20 protein-coding genes are annotated in these 15,056 nt (G+C 69.5%); 13 read left to right on the forward strand and 7 right to left on the reverse strand.

Translation table 11 applies throughout. The annotated features are described in order from the left end of the window. Positions 1–190 precede the first annotated feature (190 nt). Positions 191–559 (forward strand): YciI family protein, encoded by a 369-nt coding sequence (locus WBA97_RS04350; RefSeq protein ID WP_424229364.1) that lies wholly within the window; start codon positions 191–193, stop codon positions 557–559. Continuing rightward, positions 556–1,737, forward strand: a complete 1,182-nt coding sequence (locus WBA97_RS04355) for an RNA polymerase sigma factor (protein ID WP_424229365.1) — start codon at positions 556–558, stop codon at positions 1,735–1,737. The genes WBA97_RS04350 and WBA97_RS04355 overlap by 4 nt, the downstream gene beginning before the upstream one ends. A gap of 60 nt (positions 1,738–1,797) precedes the next feature. On the opposite strand, the gene WBA97_RS04360 is transcribed toward WBA97_RS04355, so the two are convergent. After that, complete coding sequence (locus WBA97_RS04360; protein ID WP_424229366.1) at positions 1,798–2,607, reverse strand: class I SAM-dependent methyltransferase; 810 nt, start codon at positions 2,605–2,607, stop codon at positions 1,798–1,800. Between the two features lie 141 nt (positions 2,608–2,748). Here WBA97_RS04360 and WBA97_RS04365 point away from each other — a divergent pair, with 141 nt between their 5' ends. Continuing rightward, positions 2,749–4,023: a cytochrome P450 gene (locus WBA97_RS04365; protein ID WP_424229367.1), complete on the forward strand. Its 1,275-nt coding sequence runs from the start codon at positions 2,749–2,751 to the stop codon at positions 4,021–4,023. A gap of 45 nt (positions 4,024–4,068) precedes the next feature. On the opposite strand, the gene WBA97_RS04370 is transcribed toward WBA97_RS04365, so the two are convergent. Beyond that, positions 4,069–4,422 carry an ArsR/SmtB family transcription factor gene (locus WBA97_RS04370; RefSeq protein ID WP_424229368.1) on the reverse strand — a complete coding sequence of 118 codons (354 nt, stop codon included), beginning with the start codon at positions 4,420–4,422 and terminating at the stop codon, positions 4,069–4,071. Between the two features lie 24 nt (positions 4,423–4,446). Between WBA97_RS04370 and WBA97_RS04375 the strand changes: the two genes are divergently transcribed. Further along, entirely contained in the window at positions 4,447–4,944 is a 498-nt protein-coding gene (locus WBA97_RS04375) for a metallophosphoesterase family protein (protein WP_424229369.1), read from the forward strand. A 51-nt stretch (positions 4,945–4,995) separates the two neighbouring features. Here WBA97_RS04375 and WBA97_RS04380 read toward each other — a convergent pair whose 3' ends face one another. Continuing rightward, complete coding sequence (locus tag WBA97_RS04380) at positions 4,996–5,370, reverse strand: SSI family serine proteinase inhibitor (RefSeq protein WP_424229370.1); 375 nt, start codon at positions 5,368–5,370, stop codon at positions 4,996–4,998. A 128-nt stretch (positions 5,371–5,498) separates the two neighbouring features. Here WBA97_RS04380 and WBA97_RS04385 point away from each other — a divergent pair, with 128 nt between their 5' ends. Together WBA97_RS04385 and WBA97_RS04390 are read left to right on the forward strand one after the other, a co-directional pair. Next, complete coding sequence (locus WBA97_RS04385; protein ID WP_424229371.1) at positions 5,499–5,993, forward strand: N-acetyltransferase family protein; 495 nt, start codon at positions 5,499–5,501, stop codon at positions 5,991–5,993. Next, positions 5,990–6,430 carry an RpiB/LacA/LacB family sugar-phosphate isomerase gene (locus WBA97_RS04390; protein ID WP_424229372.1) on the forward strand — a complete coding sequence of 147 codons (441 nt, stop codon included), beginning with the start codon at positions 5,990–5,992 and terminating at the stop codon, positions 6,428–6,430. The genes WBA97_RS04385 and WBA97_RS04390 overlap by 4 nt, the downstream gene beginning before the upstream one ends. Before the next feature lies 1 nt (position 6,431). On the opposite strand, the gene WBA97_RS04395 is transcribed toward WBA97_RS04390, so the two are convergent. Continuing rightward, complete coding sequence (locus WBA97_RS04395) at positions 6,432–6,992, reverse strand: TetR/AcrR family transcriptional regulator (protein WP_424229373.1); 561 nt, start codon at positions 6,990–6,992, stop codon at positions 6,432–6,434. 37 nt (positions 6,993–7,029) lie between these two features. Here WBA97_RS04395 and WBA97_RS04400 point away from each other — a divergent pair, with 37 nt between their 5' ends. The 3 genes from WBA97_RS04400 (at position 7,030) to WBA97_RS04410 (ending at position 9,097) form a co-directional block, all read left to right on the forward strand. Next, positions 7,030–7,971, forward strand: a complete 942-nt coding sequence (locus tag WBA97_RS04400; protein WP_424229374.1) for a DMT family transporter — start codon at positions 7,030–7,032, stop codon at positions 7,969–7,971. Further along, the gene (locus tag WBA97_RS04405; protein ID WP_424229375.1) at positions 7,941–8,657 is read left to right on the forward strand and encodes a 2-keto-4-pentenoate hydratase; all 717 of its coding nucleotides are present in this window, start codon (positions 7,941–7,943) and stop codon (positions 8,655–8,657) included. The genes WBA97_RS04400 and WBA97_RS04405 overlap by 31 nt, the downstream gene beginning before the upstream one ends. A 110-nt stretch (positions 8,658–8,767) precedes the next feature. Next, the gene (locus tag WBA97_RS04410) at positions 8,768–9,097 is read left to right on the forward strand and encodes a hypothetical protein (RefSeq protein WP_424229376.1); all 330 of its coding nucleotides are present in this window, start codon (positions 8,768–8,770) and stop codon (positions 9,095–9,097) included. On the opposite strand, the gene WBA97_RS04415 is transcribed toward WBA97_RS04410, so the two are convergent. Next, positions 9,094–9,495, reverse strand: a complete 402-nt coding sequence (locus WBA97_RS04415) for a nuclear transport factor 2 family protein (RefSeq protein ID WP_424229377.1) — start codon at positions 9,493–9,495, stop codon at positions 9,094–9,096. The genes WBA97_RS04410 and WBA97_RS04415 overlap by 4 nt on opposite strands. A gap of 58 nt (positions 9,496–9,553) precedes the next feature. Here WBA97_RS04415 and WBA97_RS04420 point away from each other — a divergent pair, with 58 nt between their 5' ends. Then, positions 9,554–10,165, forward strand: a complete 612-nt coding sequence (locus WBA97_RS04420) for a helix-turn-helix domain-containing protein (RefSeq protein ID WP_424229378.1) — start codon at positions 9,554–9,556, stop codon at positions 10,163–10,165. Here WBA97_RS04420 and WBA97_RS04425 read toward each other — a convergent pair. Then, positions 10,070–10,468 carry a pyridoxamine 5'-phosphate oxidase family protein gene (locus tag WBA97_RS04425; RefSeq protein WP_424229379.1) on the reverse strand — a complete coding sequence of 133 codons (399 nt, stop codon included), beginning with the start codon at positions 10,466–10,468 and terminating at the stop codon, positions 10,070–10,072. The two genes, WBA97_RS04420 and WBA97_RS04425, sit on opposite strands and share 96 nt — an antisense overlap. Positions 10,469–10,755: 287 nt before the next feature. On the opposite strand from WBA97_RS04425, the gene WBA97_RS04430 reads away from it, so the two are divergent. Beyond that, entirely contained in the window at positions 10,756–12,405 is a 1,650-nt protein-coding gene (locus WBA97_RS04430; protein WP_424229380.1) for a GAF domain-containing protein, read from the forward strand. Positions 12,406–12,475: 70 nt separating this feature from the next. Here WBA97_RS04430 and WBA97_RS04435 read toward each other — a convergent pair whose 3' ends face one another. Further along, positions 12,476–13,123, reverse strand: coding sequence for a response regulator (locus WBA97_RS04435; protein ID WP_424229381.1), 648 nt, complete (start codon positions 13,121–13,123; stop codon positions 12,476–12,478). Positions 13,124–13,267: 144 nt separating this feature from the next. On the opposite strand from WBA97_RS04435, the gene ectA reads away from it, so the two are divergent. Together ectA and ectB are read left to right on the forward strand one after the other, a co-directional pair. Next, positions 13,268–13,756: a diaminobutyrate acetyltransferase gene (ectA, locus tag WBA97_RS04440; protein ID WP_424229382.1), complete on the forward strand. Its 489-nt coding sequence runs from the start codon at positions 13,268–13,270 to the stop codon at positions 13,754–13,756. Positions 13,757–13,804: 48 nt separating this feature from the next. Further along, positions 13,805–15,055: a diaminobutyrate--2-oxoglutarate transaminase gene (gene ectB / locus WBA97_RS04445; protein ID WP_424229383.1), complete on the forward strand. Its 1,251-nt coding sequence runs from the start codon at positions 13,805–13,807 to the stop codon at positions 15,053–15,055. The last annotated feature ends 1 nt before the right edge of the window (position 15,056 follow it).

Genomic DNA, 15,056 nt, shown 5'->3' on the forward strand with positions numbered 1-15,056 from the left:
TCCACGGTTCGGAACCGGCGAGTTGGTGGTTCGGGACACCTCCCGGGGTGCGTGAACCGTCAACTCAGCGGTTCTGAAAGGCAGACTCGCGGGTCCTGAACCGTGGACTCGCGGGTTCTGAACCGTGGACTCGCGGGTTCTGAACCGTGGACTCGCGCCGGGACGGGCGCCGACACCTGAGGAGCACACCATGAAGTACCTGCTCATCATGCAGATCAACCCCGCGGTACTCGACGCGCTCACCGAGGAGGAGCGGTCCGTGATCATGGACGGCCACGGCGAGCTGCTGAAGACCATCCAGGAGTCCGGTGAGTTCATCCTCACCCAGGCACTCGCCGACCCGGCCACCACGAAGGTCGTGCGCGGGACCGGTGACGTGCCGGCCGTCACCGACGGGCCGTTCATCGAGGCCAAGGAGTTCATGGGCGGCTTCTACCTGATCGACTGCGAGAACGAGGAGCGCGCGGTCGAGATCGCGAAGCTCATCCCCGACACGAAGTTCGAGGGCCTCGCCGTCGAGATCCGGCCCGTCATGTTCTCGGCGGGCGCCGACCTGTGAGTGAGATCGAGAACCTGTTGCGCGGTCTCGCGCCCCGGGTTCTCGGCACGCTCGTCCGCAGGCACGGGCAGTTCGACGCGTGCGAGGACGCCGTCCAGGAGGCGCTCCTCGCCGCGTCGGTCCAGTGGCCTGAGCAGGGCATCCCGGCCGAGCCCTCGGGCTGGCTGGTCACGGTCGCAGGCAGGCGGCTCACCGACCAGTGGCGCAGCGAGGCGGCGCGGCGGCAGCGTGAGCTGGCCGTTTCCGTCGAGCCTGCCCAAGCCGATGACCTGAACCGGCACGTCGACGACACCCTGAGGTTGCTGTTCCTGTGCTGTCACCCGGAGTTGTCCGCGCCGTCGCAGGTCGCGCTGACGCTTCGGGCGGTCGGCGGCCTCACCACCTCGGAGATCGCGAGCGCGTTCCTCGTGCCCGAGGCCACGATGGCGCAGCGCGTCAGCCGCGCCAAGCAGAAGATCAAGGGCATGGGCTTCCCGGACGGCCGTGAGCGGCTGCCCGCTGTGCTGCACGTGCTGTACCTGATCTTCAACGAGGGCTACAACGCCACCTCCGGTCCCGACCTGCAGCGGGTCGAGCTGACCGGGGAGGCGATACGGCTGACCCGCGAAGTGCGCAGGCTCGTCCCCGGCGACGGCGAGGTGGCCGGGCTCCTGGCGTTGATGCTGCTCACCGACGCGCGCCGGGCCACCCGCACCGCACCGGATGGCGCATTGGTGCCGCTCGAGGAACAGGACCGCGCACGCTGGGACCAGGCGGCGATCAAGGAGGGTGTCGCGCTGGTCAGTGCGACCCTCGCCACCTCGGCGCCCGGTCCCTACCAGCTGCAGGCCGCGATCGCCGCCATCCACGACGAGGCGCCGAGCACCGAGGAGACCGACTGGCGCCAGATCCTCGTCCTGTACAAGATCCTCGACCGGATGGCGCCGAACCCGATGGTCACGCTGAACCGCGCGATCGCGACCGCGATGGTGCACGGGCCGGGCGCAGGGCTTGACCTGCTGGCGTCGCTCGACGACGACAAGAGGGTCGCGGGCCACTACCGGCTGGACGCGGTCCGCGCGCACCTGCTCGACCTCGCAGGCGAGCACGAGCTGGCCCGCGAGCACTACCGCGCGGCCGCGAAACACACGTTCAGCATCCCGGAGCGGGAGTACCTGCTGCGGAGAACCTCAGGGTAAATCGGGGGTCTCCCTCATTACGCCACCCCGGCGATCTCTCTACCGTCGTTTCCGTGGTCATCAGAACCGGTAGCGCAGCAGCTTCCCCATCTTCCTCAGCAGCGGGATCCGCAGCGTCCCCCGGTAGAGCACGCGCTGGCACGCGGGCAGGTACTGCCAGTCCTCGTCGGGGACGAAAGCCTCGGCGTACTGGACCGACACCAGCGTCAGCCCGGCCTCCTCCAGATCCGCCGGATCGATGCCCCACCTCAGGGTGGCCTTCGCGCGGCGCACCACGGAGTTCGTCTTCTGCAGGCGGATACCGGCCTTGCTGTACGCGTCGGTGAACACCTCGCCGGACGGGAAGCGCTCGACGACGCTCCGGAACAGTTCGAGCCCGGCGGCTGGGTCGAGGTACATGGTCAGGCCCTCGGCCACCACCAGCGTCGGCCGGTCGGCGGGCACCCGCTGGAGCCAGGCGGTCTCGGTGACCGACGAAGGGACCATGGTGGTGTTGGCACGTTTGGGGTAGACCTGTGCGCGCAGGTCGATGACGTCCGGGAAGTCGACGTCGAACCAGCGTACGGTCGGCGGTGGGTCGAGCCGGAACACACGGCTGTCCATGCCCGCGCCGAGGTGCAGGACGGTGCACTCCTCGTGGGCGGCGATGAACTCGCGGACAACCCTGTCGAACACCTTGCCCCGCGACGCGATCCCGAAGGCCTCGGCAGGGCCGATCCTGAACTTGCCGAAGTCGTAGTCGATGCGGCGCACCGCGTCCTCGGCGGTCGGGTCGCCGAGCACCGGGTGCGCGGCCCGTGCGTCCAGCGCGCGCCCGTACAAGGTGGCGAGGTTCGTCGACTGGTCCTCGGTGAAGCGCACCCCGGACATCAACATCTCCATAGGTCAGAAGTTTTACAACTTTGTGAAATCGTACGCCGGGTGACGGTTCGTTTACCAGTCGGGCCGTGCCGTCCGGCCGCTCACCTGGGCGGCTACGCTCGCTGGCGTACTGAGTTAGGGGGTTTCGCCATGGTGAGCATGCGCTCAAGGATCATGGCTTGGGCGACGCGCTGGTATCTCGCGCGGCAGTCCAAGAAGGGGTTTGACCTGTCGAACATGGCGCTGCTGCCGGACAGCGCGCTGATGCCGCTGCGCCGCGACGGCCTCGACCCGATACCCGAGCTCGCACAGTTGCGGGAGACGGCGCCGGTGAGCAAGCTGCCCATCCCGTTCGGCGTGAACGTGTGGCTCGTGACCGGGTACGAGGAGGCGAAGACCGTCCTCGCGGACGCGAAGCGCTACAGCAACGACTTCGCGAACCTGGTCGGCGAGCACGGCGCGTCCGCGAGCCACAGCCCCGGCGGACTCGGCTTCGCGGACCCGCCGGAGCACACGCGGCTGCGCAAGCTGCTGACGCCGGAGTTCACGATGCGCCGCCTGTCCCGGCTGACCCCGGGCATCACGGCGATCATCGACCAGCAGCTGGACCGGATCGCCGCCGCCGATGGCCCGGTCGACCTGGTCGAGCACTTCGCGCTGCCGATTCCGAGCCTCGTGATCTGCGAACTGCTCGGCGTCCCCTACGACGACCGGGACGACTTCCAGCGCCTGTCGATGGCCCGCTTCGACCTGTTCGGCGGCGCGACGGCCTCCCTCGGCGCGATCTCGGAGTCGCTCGCGTACCTGACCGAGGTCGTGAAGAAGCAACGTGCCGAGCCGGGTGACGGTCTGCTCGGCATGATCATCAAGGAGCACGGCGACCAGGTCAGCGACCAGGAGCTGGCCGGCCTCGCCGACGGGGTGCTGACCGGCGGGTTCGAGACGACGGCGAGCATGCTGGCGCTCGGCGCGGTGGTGCTGCTGCAGGACCCCGACACGTTCAAGCTGGTCCACGACGACGACACGGCCGTGCACGGGTTCGTCGAGGAGGTCCTGCGCCACCTGACGGTGGTCCAGGTCGCCTTCCCTCGGTTCGCCCGCGCGGACGTCGAGGTCGGCGGCGAGCAGATCAACAAGGGCGATGTGGTGATCGTCTCCTTGGCGGGTGCCGACCGCGACCCCGCCCTCGGCGAGCACCTCAACACCGTCGACCCGCACCGTGCCCCGACGAGCCACCTGGCCTTCGGCTACGGCGTCCACCGCTGCATCGGCGCGGAGCTGGCGAGGATGGAGCTGCGCGCGGCCTACCCGGCGCTGGTCCGCCGCTTCCCGAAGCTCCGTCTTGCCACCCAGTCGGAAGACCTGAACTACCGCAAGGTCTCCATCGTCTACGGCGTGGAAACGCTCCCGGTCCTGGTCGGCTGACCCCGCGAGTCCCCCTGCCGGGTTCGGCGTGGGGGACTCGCGCGGTCAGTCCTCGGGGCCGGGTTCCGCTGCCCGGCGGCGGTCCCGTTTGCCGCGGGCCAGTTCGGTGGCCAGTGCGTTCAGGTGCGGGGTCCAGAAGCGGCGGAAGTTGGACAGCCACTGGTCGGCCTCCCGGAGGGGTTCCGGCGAGACCGCGTACAGGCGGCGGGTGCCTTCGGCCCGGACGCTCGCGAAGCCGTTCTCACGCAGCACCTTCAGGTGTTGGGACACCGCGGGCTGGGTAATGCCGAACTCGTCCTGCACGACCGAGGACACCTCGCCCGCGGCGCGTTCACCGTCGGCAAGGAGTTCCAGGATCCGGCGCCGAACCGGGTCACCGAGGACGTCGAAGGCATGCACCCCGTCATCGTATATAAGGAAGCAGTGAAATTGAGAGTTGTCGTGCTCGCGGACACGCACGCACCGCGCAGGTGGAAGACTTGCCCGCCCGCCGTGGCGGAGCACCTCGCGCACGCCGACGTCATCCTCCACGCCGGTGACGTGTGCGTGCCGAGCGTGCTCGACGAGCTGGCTGGGTTCGCGCCCGTGCACGTCGTGGCCGGCAACAACGACGGGCCGGACGTGGTCGCGTGGGGTGCGCAGGAGACGCTCGAGGTGGACCTCGCGGGACTCAAGGTCGCCATGATCCACGACAGCGGGCAGGCCGACGGTCGACCTGCCCGCATGCGCCGACGTTTCCCGGACGCCGACCTGGTCGTGTTCGGTCACTCGCACATCCCGATGGACGTCACCGGCGCGGACGTGCGGATCTTCAACCCCGGCTCGCCGACCGACCGCCGCCGTCAGCCACGCGGCACCATCGGTCTCCTCGACATCGAGGACGGCACCCTGCTCGGCGCACGCATCGTCCCCGTCACCTGACGACGTGGCCCGGCGGTCGATCAGTCCACTTGAGACAGTGGCGGTCGCCCGTCAGAACAGGAAGACCGTGGCGGTCGCCGCGTGTAGCGCGCAGGGGTTGCTGAACCGGTGTGTCCATGCCACCCGTTTGCCGTGCCACCGGCCGATGGCCTTCGCGACCACCGGCAGGTACTCCATGGTGCAGGCCACCGGCTCCTGCTGGTTGGCGAGTCTGTTGAAGTTCCCGCGGGCCATGCGGAGTTCCGCGCACGCCGACCAGGCGTTCGGGTGCGTGCCGCCTGCCGGGTCGCACTTCAGCTTGACGATCTCGATTACCTTCCCCGGTCCTTGGACGGCGAGTGTCAACGACGTGCGGGCGCTCGCGCTGGTGTCCGTGTTCGCGCTCGCGACGCCGGTCACTGTGAATGGCAAGGCAACGGCCAGCATTGTCGCAACAATCCGTGTGAGGTTCATGGCTCCACAGTGGACGTGGTGGTCCCGGGTGGAAAAGCCAACTGGCCGGTAACGCCCCAATCGTGTGGAGATTGAACTAGGTGCAGCACTAGCCTGGTGGCATGGAGATCAGGGAGGCGGTAGCCGGGGACTGGGCGGGAATCTGGCTGTTCCAGCGGGACATCGTGCGCGCGGGGGAGACCTACACCTGGCCGGCCGACGTCACCGAGGACGTGGCGCGGGGCATGTGGATGGCGGGCGCGCTGCCCTACCGGACGGTCGTCGCGGTCGACGGGGACACGGTGATGGGCACCGCGAAGATGGGCCCGAACCATCTCGGCCCCGGCTCGCACATCGGCACCGCGAGCTTCATGGTCTCGCCGGACCACGGCGGCAAGGGCGTCGGCCGGGCGCTCGGCGAGCACGTCCTGGACCAGGCACGCGCCGACGGGTTCCGTGCCATGCAGTTCAACGCGGTCGTGTCGACCAACACGGTGGCGGTGAAACTGTGGCAATCACTGGGTTTCGAGATCATGGCGACGCTCCCCGAGGCCTTCCGCCACGCGAAGAAGGGCTATGTGGGGCTGCACGTCATGTTCCGTAGCCTCGTGGCATGAGAATCGCTGTCGCCGCGGACGAGTTGGTCGGGGTCGCCGAGGCCGTCGTCGACGAGCTGCGCACCCGGGGGCACGAGCCGGTGCCGCACGGCGCGCTGAACCCTGACGAGCGCGCCGACTGGGCGTGGGCGAGCGAGGCGGCCGCCCGCTCGGTCGCCGATGGCCACGCCGACCAGGCGATCGTCTGCTGCTGGACTGGCACGGGCGCGTCGATCGCGGCGAACAAGGTGCCGGGCGTGCGGGCCGCGTTGTGCACGGACGCGGAGACCGCCCTCGGCGCCCGCAGGTGGAATGACGCGAACGTGCTGGCGCTGTCGCTGCGCCTGACCAGCGCGCCGCTGCTGACCGAGATCCTCGACGGCTGGTTCGCGGGCGAACCGAGCGCCGAACCCGGCGACCGCGCGAACATCGCCCACGTCGACGAGATCGGTGGCTGACTCAGCAGGCCGTGCCGAGCAACTCCCGTGCCGCTGACTTCGCTTCCGCCACCGCGTCTTCCTGTGTGCCCGCGGTCCGCGCCACGATCGCACCCTCGTGCAGAAGGTGCAGGTAACCACCCAGTGCCATGGGCAGTCCGGCGTCTCGGACCAGCGCCTCGTAGCGCTCACGCATCCACTTCTTCTCGGCGTGGATCACCGCGACGCCGGGGTGGCCGGAGCGGCCGATCTCCGCGTTGGCGTTGACGAACGCACACCCGCAGGTGTTGGCCGTGAGCCACTCCGCGAGCACGTCGAACGCGGCCAGTACCTGGGCCGGACCGGGCTCGACGGCCGCGAGCCGCTCGTCGACGAAGGCACGCCACCGCTCGAACCGCGTCCGCAGGTACAGCGCGACCAGGTTGTCCTTGGAGCCGAACCGGTCGTACAGCGTCTTCTTCGTGGTGCCTGCCAACTCCGCGATGAGGTCGACGCCCACCGCGTGGATGCCGCGCTGGTAGAACAGCTCGCTCGCGGTGGCGAGCAGGCGCTCGCCCGCCGGTGTCATGGGTCGGGACAGCATACTGACAGTATACCGACCTGTATGTTTACCTATCCGCATGAGACATACAGCGGTCGCCGCGGCGGGCCTCGTCGTGATGTGGAGCAGCGGGTTCGTCGGCGCGCGGCTCGGCACCGCCCACGCGGCCGCCGACACCCTGCTGGCCTGGCGTTACCTCGTGGTCGCGGTGCTGCTCGGGTTGTTCCTCGCGGTGCGACGGCCCCGGCTGACGGCGTTCGAGGTGCGGCGGCAGGTGCTGCTCGGGCTGCTGTGCCAGGCCCTGTACCTCGCGGGTGTGGTCACGGGGGTCGGGCTCGGGGTGCCCGCGGGGATCGCCGCGCTGATCGCGGTCATGCAGCCGCTGGTCGTCGGCGCGCTGGCCGGGCCGGTGCTGGGGCAGGTGGTGCGGCCGAGGCAGTGGGCGGGCCTGGCCACCGGGCTCGCGGCCGTCGCCGTGGTGGTGGCCGGCGACCTCGAGGGTGGCGGGCACGTCCTCGGCTACCTGCTGGTCGGCGGCGGCATGCTCGCGTTGTCGGCGGGCACGCTGCTCGAGCGGCGGTGGGCGCTCCCGACCGCGCCGTTCGACCAGCTGACGATCCACTGCCTGACCTCGTGCGCGGTGTTCGTGGCCGCCGCCGCGACCACCGGGCGGCTCGTGCCGCCCGCGACGCCCGCGTTCTGGTGGGCGGTGGCCTGGGTGGTCGTGCTCTCGACGTTCGGCGGCTACGGCTGCTACCTGCTCACGCTCCGGGCGCTCGGCGCGACCGGCGCCAGCACGTTGCTCTTCCTGACGCCGCCCACCACGATGGTGTGGGCGCTGCTGATGTTCGGCGACCCGATCGCGTGGACCACGGTGGCCGGGCTGGCCGGCTGCGCGGTGGCCGTGTGGCTGGTGCTGGCCCGACCCGGGAAGGTGCGATGGATCCGCAGGTCACGGCACGACAGCTCTACGAGGCACGGCGAAGCCGGGTGCCCATCCCACCTTTCGGCAAGGGTCTGAGCGCCGCCGACGGGTACGCGGTCCAGAAGGAGCTGGTGCGGCTGCTGCTGGCCGACGGCGACCGGATCGTCGGGCACAAGGTGGGGCTGACGTCCAAGCCGATGCAGCGGCTGATCGGCATGGACTCGCCCGACTACGGCCCGGTGCTGGCCTCGACCGTGTACTCGTCCGGCGCCGAGGTGCCGATGAGCCGGTACATCCAGCCCAAGATCGAGGCGGAGATCGTGTTCGTGCTCGGCGAGCCGCTGCGCGGGCCGGGCGTGAACGTGCTGGACGCGGCGCAGGCGGTGGCCGGGGTGGCCGCCGCGGTGGAGATCGTGGACTCGCGCATCGAGGACTGGCGGATCGGGCTCGCCGACACCATCGCCGACCTCGCCTCCAACGGCGCGGTGGCGACCTCCGGCAGGCTGGTCCCGTTGTCCGATGTGGACCCGAGGATGGTCGGCATGGTGTTGTCCCGCAACGGGTCCGTCGTCGACACCGGTGCGGGTGCGGCCGCGCTCGGCGACCCACTGCGCGTGGTGGCGTGGCTCGCCAACACGCTCGGCGAGGTCGGCGTCTTCCTCGAGCCGGGACACCTGATCATGACCGGCGCGCTGCACGCGGCCGTGCCGATGGAGGCAGGTGACGTGTTCCGGGCGGAGTTCGACGCACTGGGTGCGGTGACGGTGCGGGTGGTGGCATGAACGCGGCACGTTTTTCCCCTGGCACGCTTGCGGAAGGCCCCGCGGCCGCGGCGATCGCGTTCGTCTTGGGTTCCAGTGTGGATGGTGGAGCGGATGGTGGAGCGGACGGTGTGACGGTGCAGGACATCCTCGCCGCTACGCGGGCGCTGTGCCCGGCGATCGTCGCGGGGGACACGCACGTGCTCGGCAGTCCCGTGCCGGTCCCGCCCGTCGATCTCCGGTTGCTCGGGGTGGTGCTGGAGCTCAACGGCGAGGTGGTCGCGACCGCCGCGGGCGCGGCCAAGGGGCACCCCGCCGCCGCGATCGCCGCGCTCGGTTCGTTGCGCGCGGGCGACATCGTGGTGACGCCGCCGCTCGCGTCGGTCGGCCTGGCCAGGGCGGGCGACGTGCTGGTCGCGAGCGTAGGACGGCTGGGCAGCGTCGAGGCCGTGGTGGGTTAGTTCGCGATCCCCTCGAGCTTCTCGGTCATCAGTGCGGTGTTCTGGTATTCGCGCCACCGCGTCATCAGGCCGTCGCGCACCTCCATGACGGCGATGAACGGCGCGCTGGCCTTCTCGCCGGTCGGGAGGATCGTGCCGGCGAGCGTGTACTCCACGATGAGCTTGTTCGGGTCCGTCGTGTCGTGGACGGTCACGTCCCGCATCTCCTCGATGCGCACCGGCAGCGCCTCGCGGCTGCCCGAGGTGTGCTCGAGGAAGGTGTCGCGTCCCTCGATCCGGGACGGGCCGCCTGCCGCGAAGGGCAGCTCGATCACCACGTCCTGCGCCCACAGGTCGTGGGGGACCTCGCCGAGGACGTACTCCCGGAAGCGGTCGAACACGTCGCGTGCGGTGGTCATGGTTGGCCTCCTAAGATGAGTGCTGACTCCGTTTCAGCATCATGAGTGGAGACTCACTTTGTCAAGCAAGCCGTTGCGGGCGGACGCGCGCCGCAACCGGGCCAGGATTCTCGACGCGGCGGCCGAGGTCTTCGCCGAACGCGGCGTGGCGGCGTCGACCGAGGAGATCGCGGCGCGGGCCGGGGTCGCGATCGGGACCGTTTTCCGGCACTTCCCGACCAAGCAGGACCTGCTCGGCGCGAGCCTCAAGGACCTGCTCGCCGACCTCACCTCGGCCGGTGACGCCGACCTGTTCGCGTTCTTCACCCGCGTGGTCACCTCGGCCGCCGAGAAGAAGGTCGTCGTCGAACTGCTCGCGCGGGAGGGCGTGGCGGTCGGGGTCGAGGGGCCGGTCGCCGCGCTCGGTGACACGGTCGGCGGGCTGCTGACGGCGGGGCAGGAGGCGGGCACCATCCGCGCGGACGTGCGCCTCGACGAGGTGCTGGCGCTGCTGACGGCCACCGCTGCCGGCGCGTTGCGTGCCGGCTGGCCAGCCGGCCTGCGGAAGCGGGTGCTGGCGCGGGTCTTCGCCGGGCTAGCCGCGCAACGAGATCCGATAGCCGGTGATGATCTCCGGGAACACGCGGATGATCTCGACGTTCCCCATGTCGACGAGCGGGGCGATCAGTGACTCGTAGTGCGCGATCTCGTCGGCGTCGACGACCCGCCGCGCCACGCCGGTCACCGTGACGCTCCAGCCGAGCAGGTTGTCCTGATCGGAGCCGTCGGCCTGGAACGCGACGACCGAGCCCGCGCAGTCGCCCGCGACGTGGCTGCGCACGACGACCATGCCGTTCTCGACCAGATGCTGGACTGGCACGATCGCGGGCAGCGCCCGGACCGTGTAGACGATCCGGCCGAACGGCACCTCTTCGAGCAGGCGCAGCGACTCCGGCCGGGACAACTCGGTAAGGCACGGTGGTAGGTCACCCACGCGGTACACCTCCTTGTGCCCTTCCCAGTGCCGAAGCATCGGCCTGGCGGGCTCGCGGCGCAAGAGGCCAAGCACCTGAACCGTGCAGGGTCTTTCTGCCCTGCTCCCCACCGTCCAGGGTGGACACGGTGAGTGGCCGCCTGGCGTGGGCCGGGGCGGTCGGCCACCCGACAAGTTGGCTCAGGTGGCCTAACCCCCGCGGAGGAGGTAGGAAATACAGTGAGTAACACACAGTCGTATCCGACCGATAGCCCGTTTGCCGATCCAACGGACCAGGCGGGGATGCCATGTCAGCTGAGCAGGCGCGATCTTCCGCTCGCGCGCACCAGCCTGACCGGACACGTCCGGATGGGCGGCCCCTCGACGGCCTCTTCGCCCTCCAGTCGCGGCTGACCGAGACCGCGAAGTCGCGTGACCGACTCCAGGGCCTGCTCGGCGCGGTGATCGCGGTCGGGGCCGGACTTGAGCTCGAGGGCACGCTGAACCGTATCGTGCGCACCGCGGTCGAACTGGTCGATGCCCGATACGGCGCGCTGGGCGTGGTTGGCCCGGACCAGCAGGAGCTGCTGTCCGAGTTCGTGTACGTCAGCGCCGACGACGAGCGCAGGCGCGGGGTCGTGATCGAGAACCCGCACCCCCTCGGCGAACTGGCCGACCAGCCGCCGCGCCAGGTGCTCGGCGAGCCGATCCGGGTGCGCGGCGAGGTGTTCGGCAACCTCTATCTGACCGAGAAGCGCGGCGACACCGGCGAGTTCACCGAGGACGACGAGATCGTGCTCAAGGGCCTCGCCGCCGCGGCCGGGGTCGCGGTCGAGAACGCGCGGCTGTTCGAGGAGTCGCTGCTGCGTGAGCGGTTCATGGCGGCGTCGCGGGAGGTCAACACGCACCTGCTCGGCGGCGGCTCCAGCCAGGACGCGCTGGCGCTGATCGCGTCGCGTGCGTGTGAGCTGTCGGCGGCGGACTGCGCGCTGCTGCTGCTGTCCGACGGTGCCAGGGTGGTCGTCCGCGCGGCGGCGGGTGAGGGCGGCCCCGACCTGATCGGCGCCGCCCTGTCCGTCACCGAGCCGCTGGTCGCGAGCATGTTCGACATGCAGGGCCCGGAGATGATCGGCGACCTGGCCACGATGGTGCCCACGACGTGGGGCCTGACGTTCGGGCCCTCGGTCGCGGTGCCGCTCCGCGCGGGCAACACCGTGACCGGGGTGCTGCTGGCCATGCGTTCCACCGGCGGGCCCCGGTTCCCGCGCGAGCACGTGCCGCTGCTGGCGTCGTTCGCGGACCAGGCCGCCTTCGCGTTGGAGCTGGCCGAGAAGCACCGCGCGCAGCGGCAGCTGGATGTGCTCGCCGACCGCGACCGCATCGCGGGCGACCTGCACGATCACGTGATCCAGCGCCTGTTCGCGACGGGCATGAGCCTGCAGGGCACGGTCCGCCGGATCACGGACCCGACAGTGCGCAGGCGGGTGAGCCGGGCGGTGGAGCAGCTGGACGAGACGGTCCGCGAGATCCGGACGTCCATTTTCGACCTCCACACGACGGGCACTGACGGTTCCACCAGCCTGCGCCGCAGGCTGCTGGACATCGTGGAGGAGCTGTCGGTCGATTCGGATGTGACGCCGTCGGTGCGGATCTCCGGCGCGGTCGACACGCTGGTCCCCGAGCCCCTGGCCGCCCACGCGACCGCGGTGCTGCGGGAGGCGGTGAGCAACGCCGTGCGCCACTCCCATGCGGGGTCGATCGTGGTGACGGTCGAGGCAGGCGCGGACTTCATCATCGATGTCGTCGATGACGGGGTGGGGATGCCGCTCGGCGTCGCGCGGAGCGGGCTGCTCGGGGTGGAGCGCCGGGCGGCGAAGTGCGGCGGGATGTCCGTGGTCGTGCCGGGCCCCGAGGGTGGCACGAGGCTGACGTGGCGCGCCCCGCTGGCTGGTCCGTAGGGCTGGTCGCGTCGAACAGCACTGAAGGGCCCCCCTTCGGTGCGTCAGGGCCCTTCAGTGCTGTAGGGGCTCAGTGGTGGTCTGGTTTGCGACTCTTCAGTTCCGCCGCCAGTACGGCCGCCTGTGTCCTTCGCTGCATGCCGAGCTTCGCGAGGATGTGGGACACGTAGTTCTTGACCGTCTTCTCCGCCAGGAACAGCCGGGTGGCGATCTGGCGGTTGGTCAGACCCTCGCCCACCAGGTCGAACACGGCTCGTTCCTGGTCGGTGAGCCCGGCCAGCGGGCCGTTGCTCTCGCCCTGGCGGATGCGCTTCATCAGCGCCTCCGTCGTCTTGGCGTCCAGTAGCGACTCGCCGGCGCCGACCTTCCTGACGGCGCTGATCAGGTCGTTCCCCACCACCTGTTTCAACACGAAACCGGACGCCCCCGCCATGATCGCGTTCAGCAGGGCCTCGTCGTCCGAATAGGACGTCAGGATCAGGCAGCGCAGCTCCGGTAACTGAGAGCGAAGGTCCCGGCACAACTCCACACCGTTGCCGTCCGGCATGCGGACATCCAGGACGGCAACGTCCACGTCGTGGTTCGGGATGCGGCGGAGAGCGTCGGCCACCGTGGCGGCCTCGCCGACGATCACCAGGTCAGGCTCGTCATCGAACAGGTCCGCCACACCGCGGCGGACGATCTCGTGGTCGTCGACCAGGAAGATCCTTGTACTCACCAGGCGCTATATATCATATTTTGCACCATGATCGCAACCTCACCGTGGACAATCTCACAGTAAAAATCTCGATTCCGCAGGTGAGGAACGGGATTGCATTCGTTCATCTGAGCTGAAGAAGATTCTCTGTTACGTTCTTTAAGTATGTCGGAACGAGTCATCGACAGTCCGTCCAAAAAGGACGGAGCAGCAATCTGGCGCATCGCGCGGGATTCCGGAAAGCTCGATCTGAACTCATCCTACGCGTATCTGTTGTGGTGTCACGATTTCGCGGCCACCTCGGCGGTCGCCCGGGTCGGCGATGACGTGGTGGGCTTCGTCATCGGCTACCTGCGTCCGCAGGCCCAGGACACCGTTGTGGTGTGGCAGATCGCGGTCGACGCCGGTCAGCGGGGCAAGGGTACGGCCGCCGCTCTGCTCGACGCCCTCGTGCGCAGGACCGGGGCGCGGCGCATGGAGACCACGATCACACCCGGCAACGACGCGTCGAACGCGTTGTTCCGCTCACTCGCCGACCGGTGGGGTGCCGAGATGAGCGTGGCGGGCGAGTTCGCGGCGGGTGAGTTCCCGGACGACCATGAAACCGAAGTGCTGTACCGAATCGGTCCGTTCAGCGACGCACGGGCCGCATAAGAAAAGTCACGAAGAGATAAAAATCCGGGGAAGCAGGTTTAGAACACAGTGAACGTATTCGAGACCGTTGAATCCGAGGTGCGGAGTTACAGCCGCGGCTGGCCGGTCGTGTTCGACCGCGCCACCGGCTCGTGGCTGCACGATGAGGACGGCAACGCGTACCTCGACTTCTTCGCGGGCGCGGGAGCACTGAACTACGGGCACAACAATCCGGTCCTCAAGCGGGCCGTCATCGACTACCTCCAGCGTGACGGCGTCGTCCACGCGCTGGACATGCAGACCGTGGCCAAGCGGGACTTCCTCGAGACCTTCACCGACGTGGTGATGAAGCCTCGGGAGCTCGACTACAAGATCATGTTCCCCGGCCCGGCCGGTGCGAACGCCGTCGAGGCCGCGCTGAAGCTGGCTCGCAAGGTCACCGGCCGCGAGTCGATCATCAACTTCACGAACGCCTTCCACGGCATGACGCTCGGTGCCCTGTCGGTCACCGGCAACTCCATGAAGCGCGGCGGTGCGGGCATCCCGCTGGTCCACGCCACGCCCATGCCGTACGACAACTACCTCGACGGCCAGGTCGAGGACTTCCTGTGGTTCGAGCGGCTGCTCGACGACCCCGGCTCTGGCCTCAACCAGCCCGCCGCGGTGATCGTCGAGACCGTGCAGGGCGAGGGCGGCATCAACGCGGCCCGCGACGAGTGGCTTCGCGGCCTGGCCGAGCTGTGCAAGCGCCACGACATCCTGCTGATCGTCGACGACGTGCAGATGGGCTGCGGCCGCACCGGCCCGTTCTTCAGCTTCGAGTCGGCGGGCATCGTCCCGGACATCGTGTGCCTGTCCAAGTCGATCGGCGCGTTCGGGCTGCCGATGGCCCTCACGCTGCTCCGCCCGGAGCTCGACGTGTGGGAGCCCGGCGAGCACAACGGCACGTTCCGCGGCATCAGCCCCGCGTTCGTCGCCGCCACCGAGGCGATCCGCACCTACTGGACCGACGACAAGCTCGAGAAGAGCACCCTCGCGAAGGGCGAGCAGGTCGGCCGCGTCATGACCGGCCTGGCCGAGCAGTACCCCGGCACGCCGATGCACGCGAAGGGCCGCGGCCTCGCCCGAGGGCTCGCCTTCGAGACCGGCGAGCTGGCGGGCAGGGTCTGCCGCGCCGCGTTCGAGCGCGGGCTGCTGATGGAGACCTCCGGCCCGGACGGCGAGGTCGCGAAGGCCATGCCACCACTCACGATCACCGATGAAGAGCTCGCCACGGGGCTCGACATGTTGTCCGACGCGGTGCGCGCGGTGTGCGCGTAGG

It is taken from the genome of Actinophytocola sp. (assembly GCF_049647105.1).
Classification (GTDB): domain Bacteria; phylum Actinomycetota; class Actinomycetes; order Mycobacteriales; family Pseudonocardiaceae; genus Actinophytocola.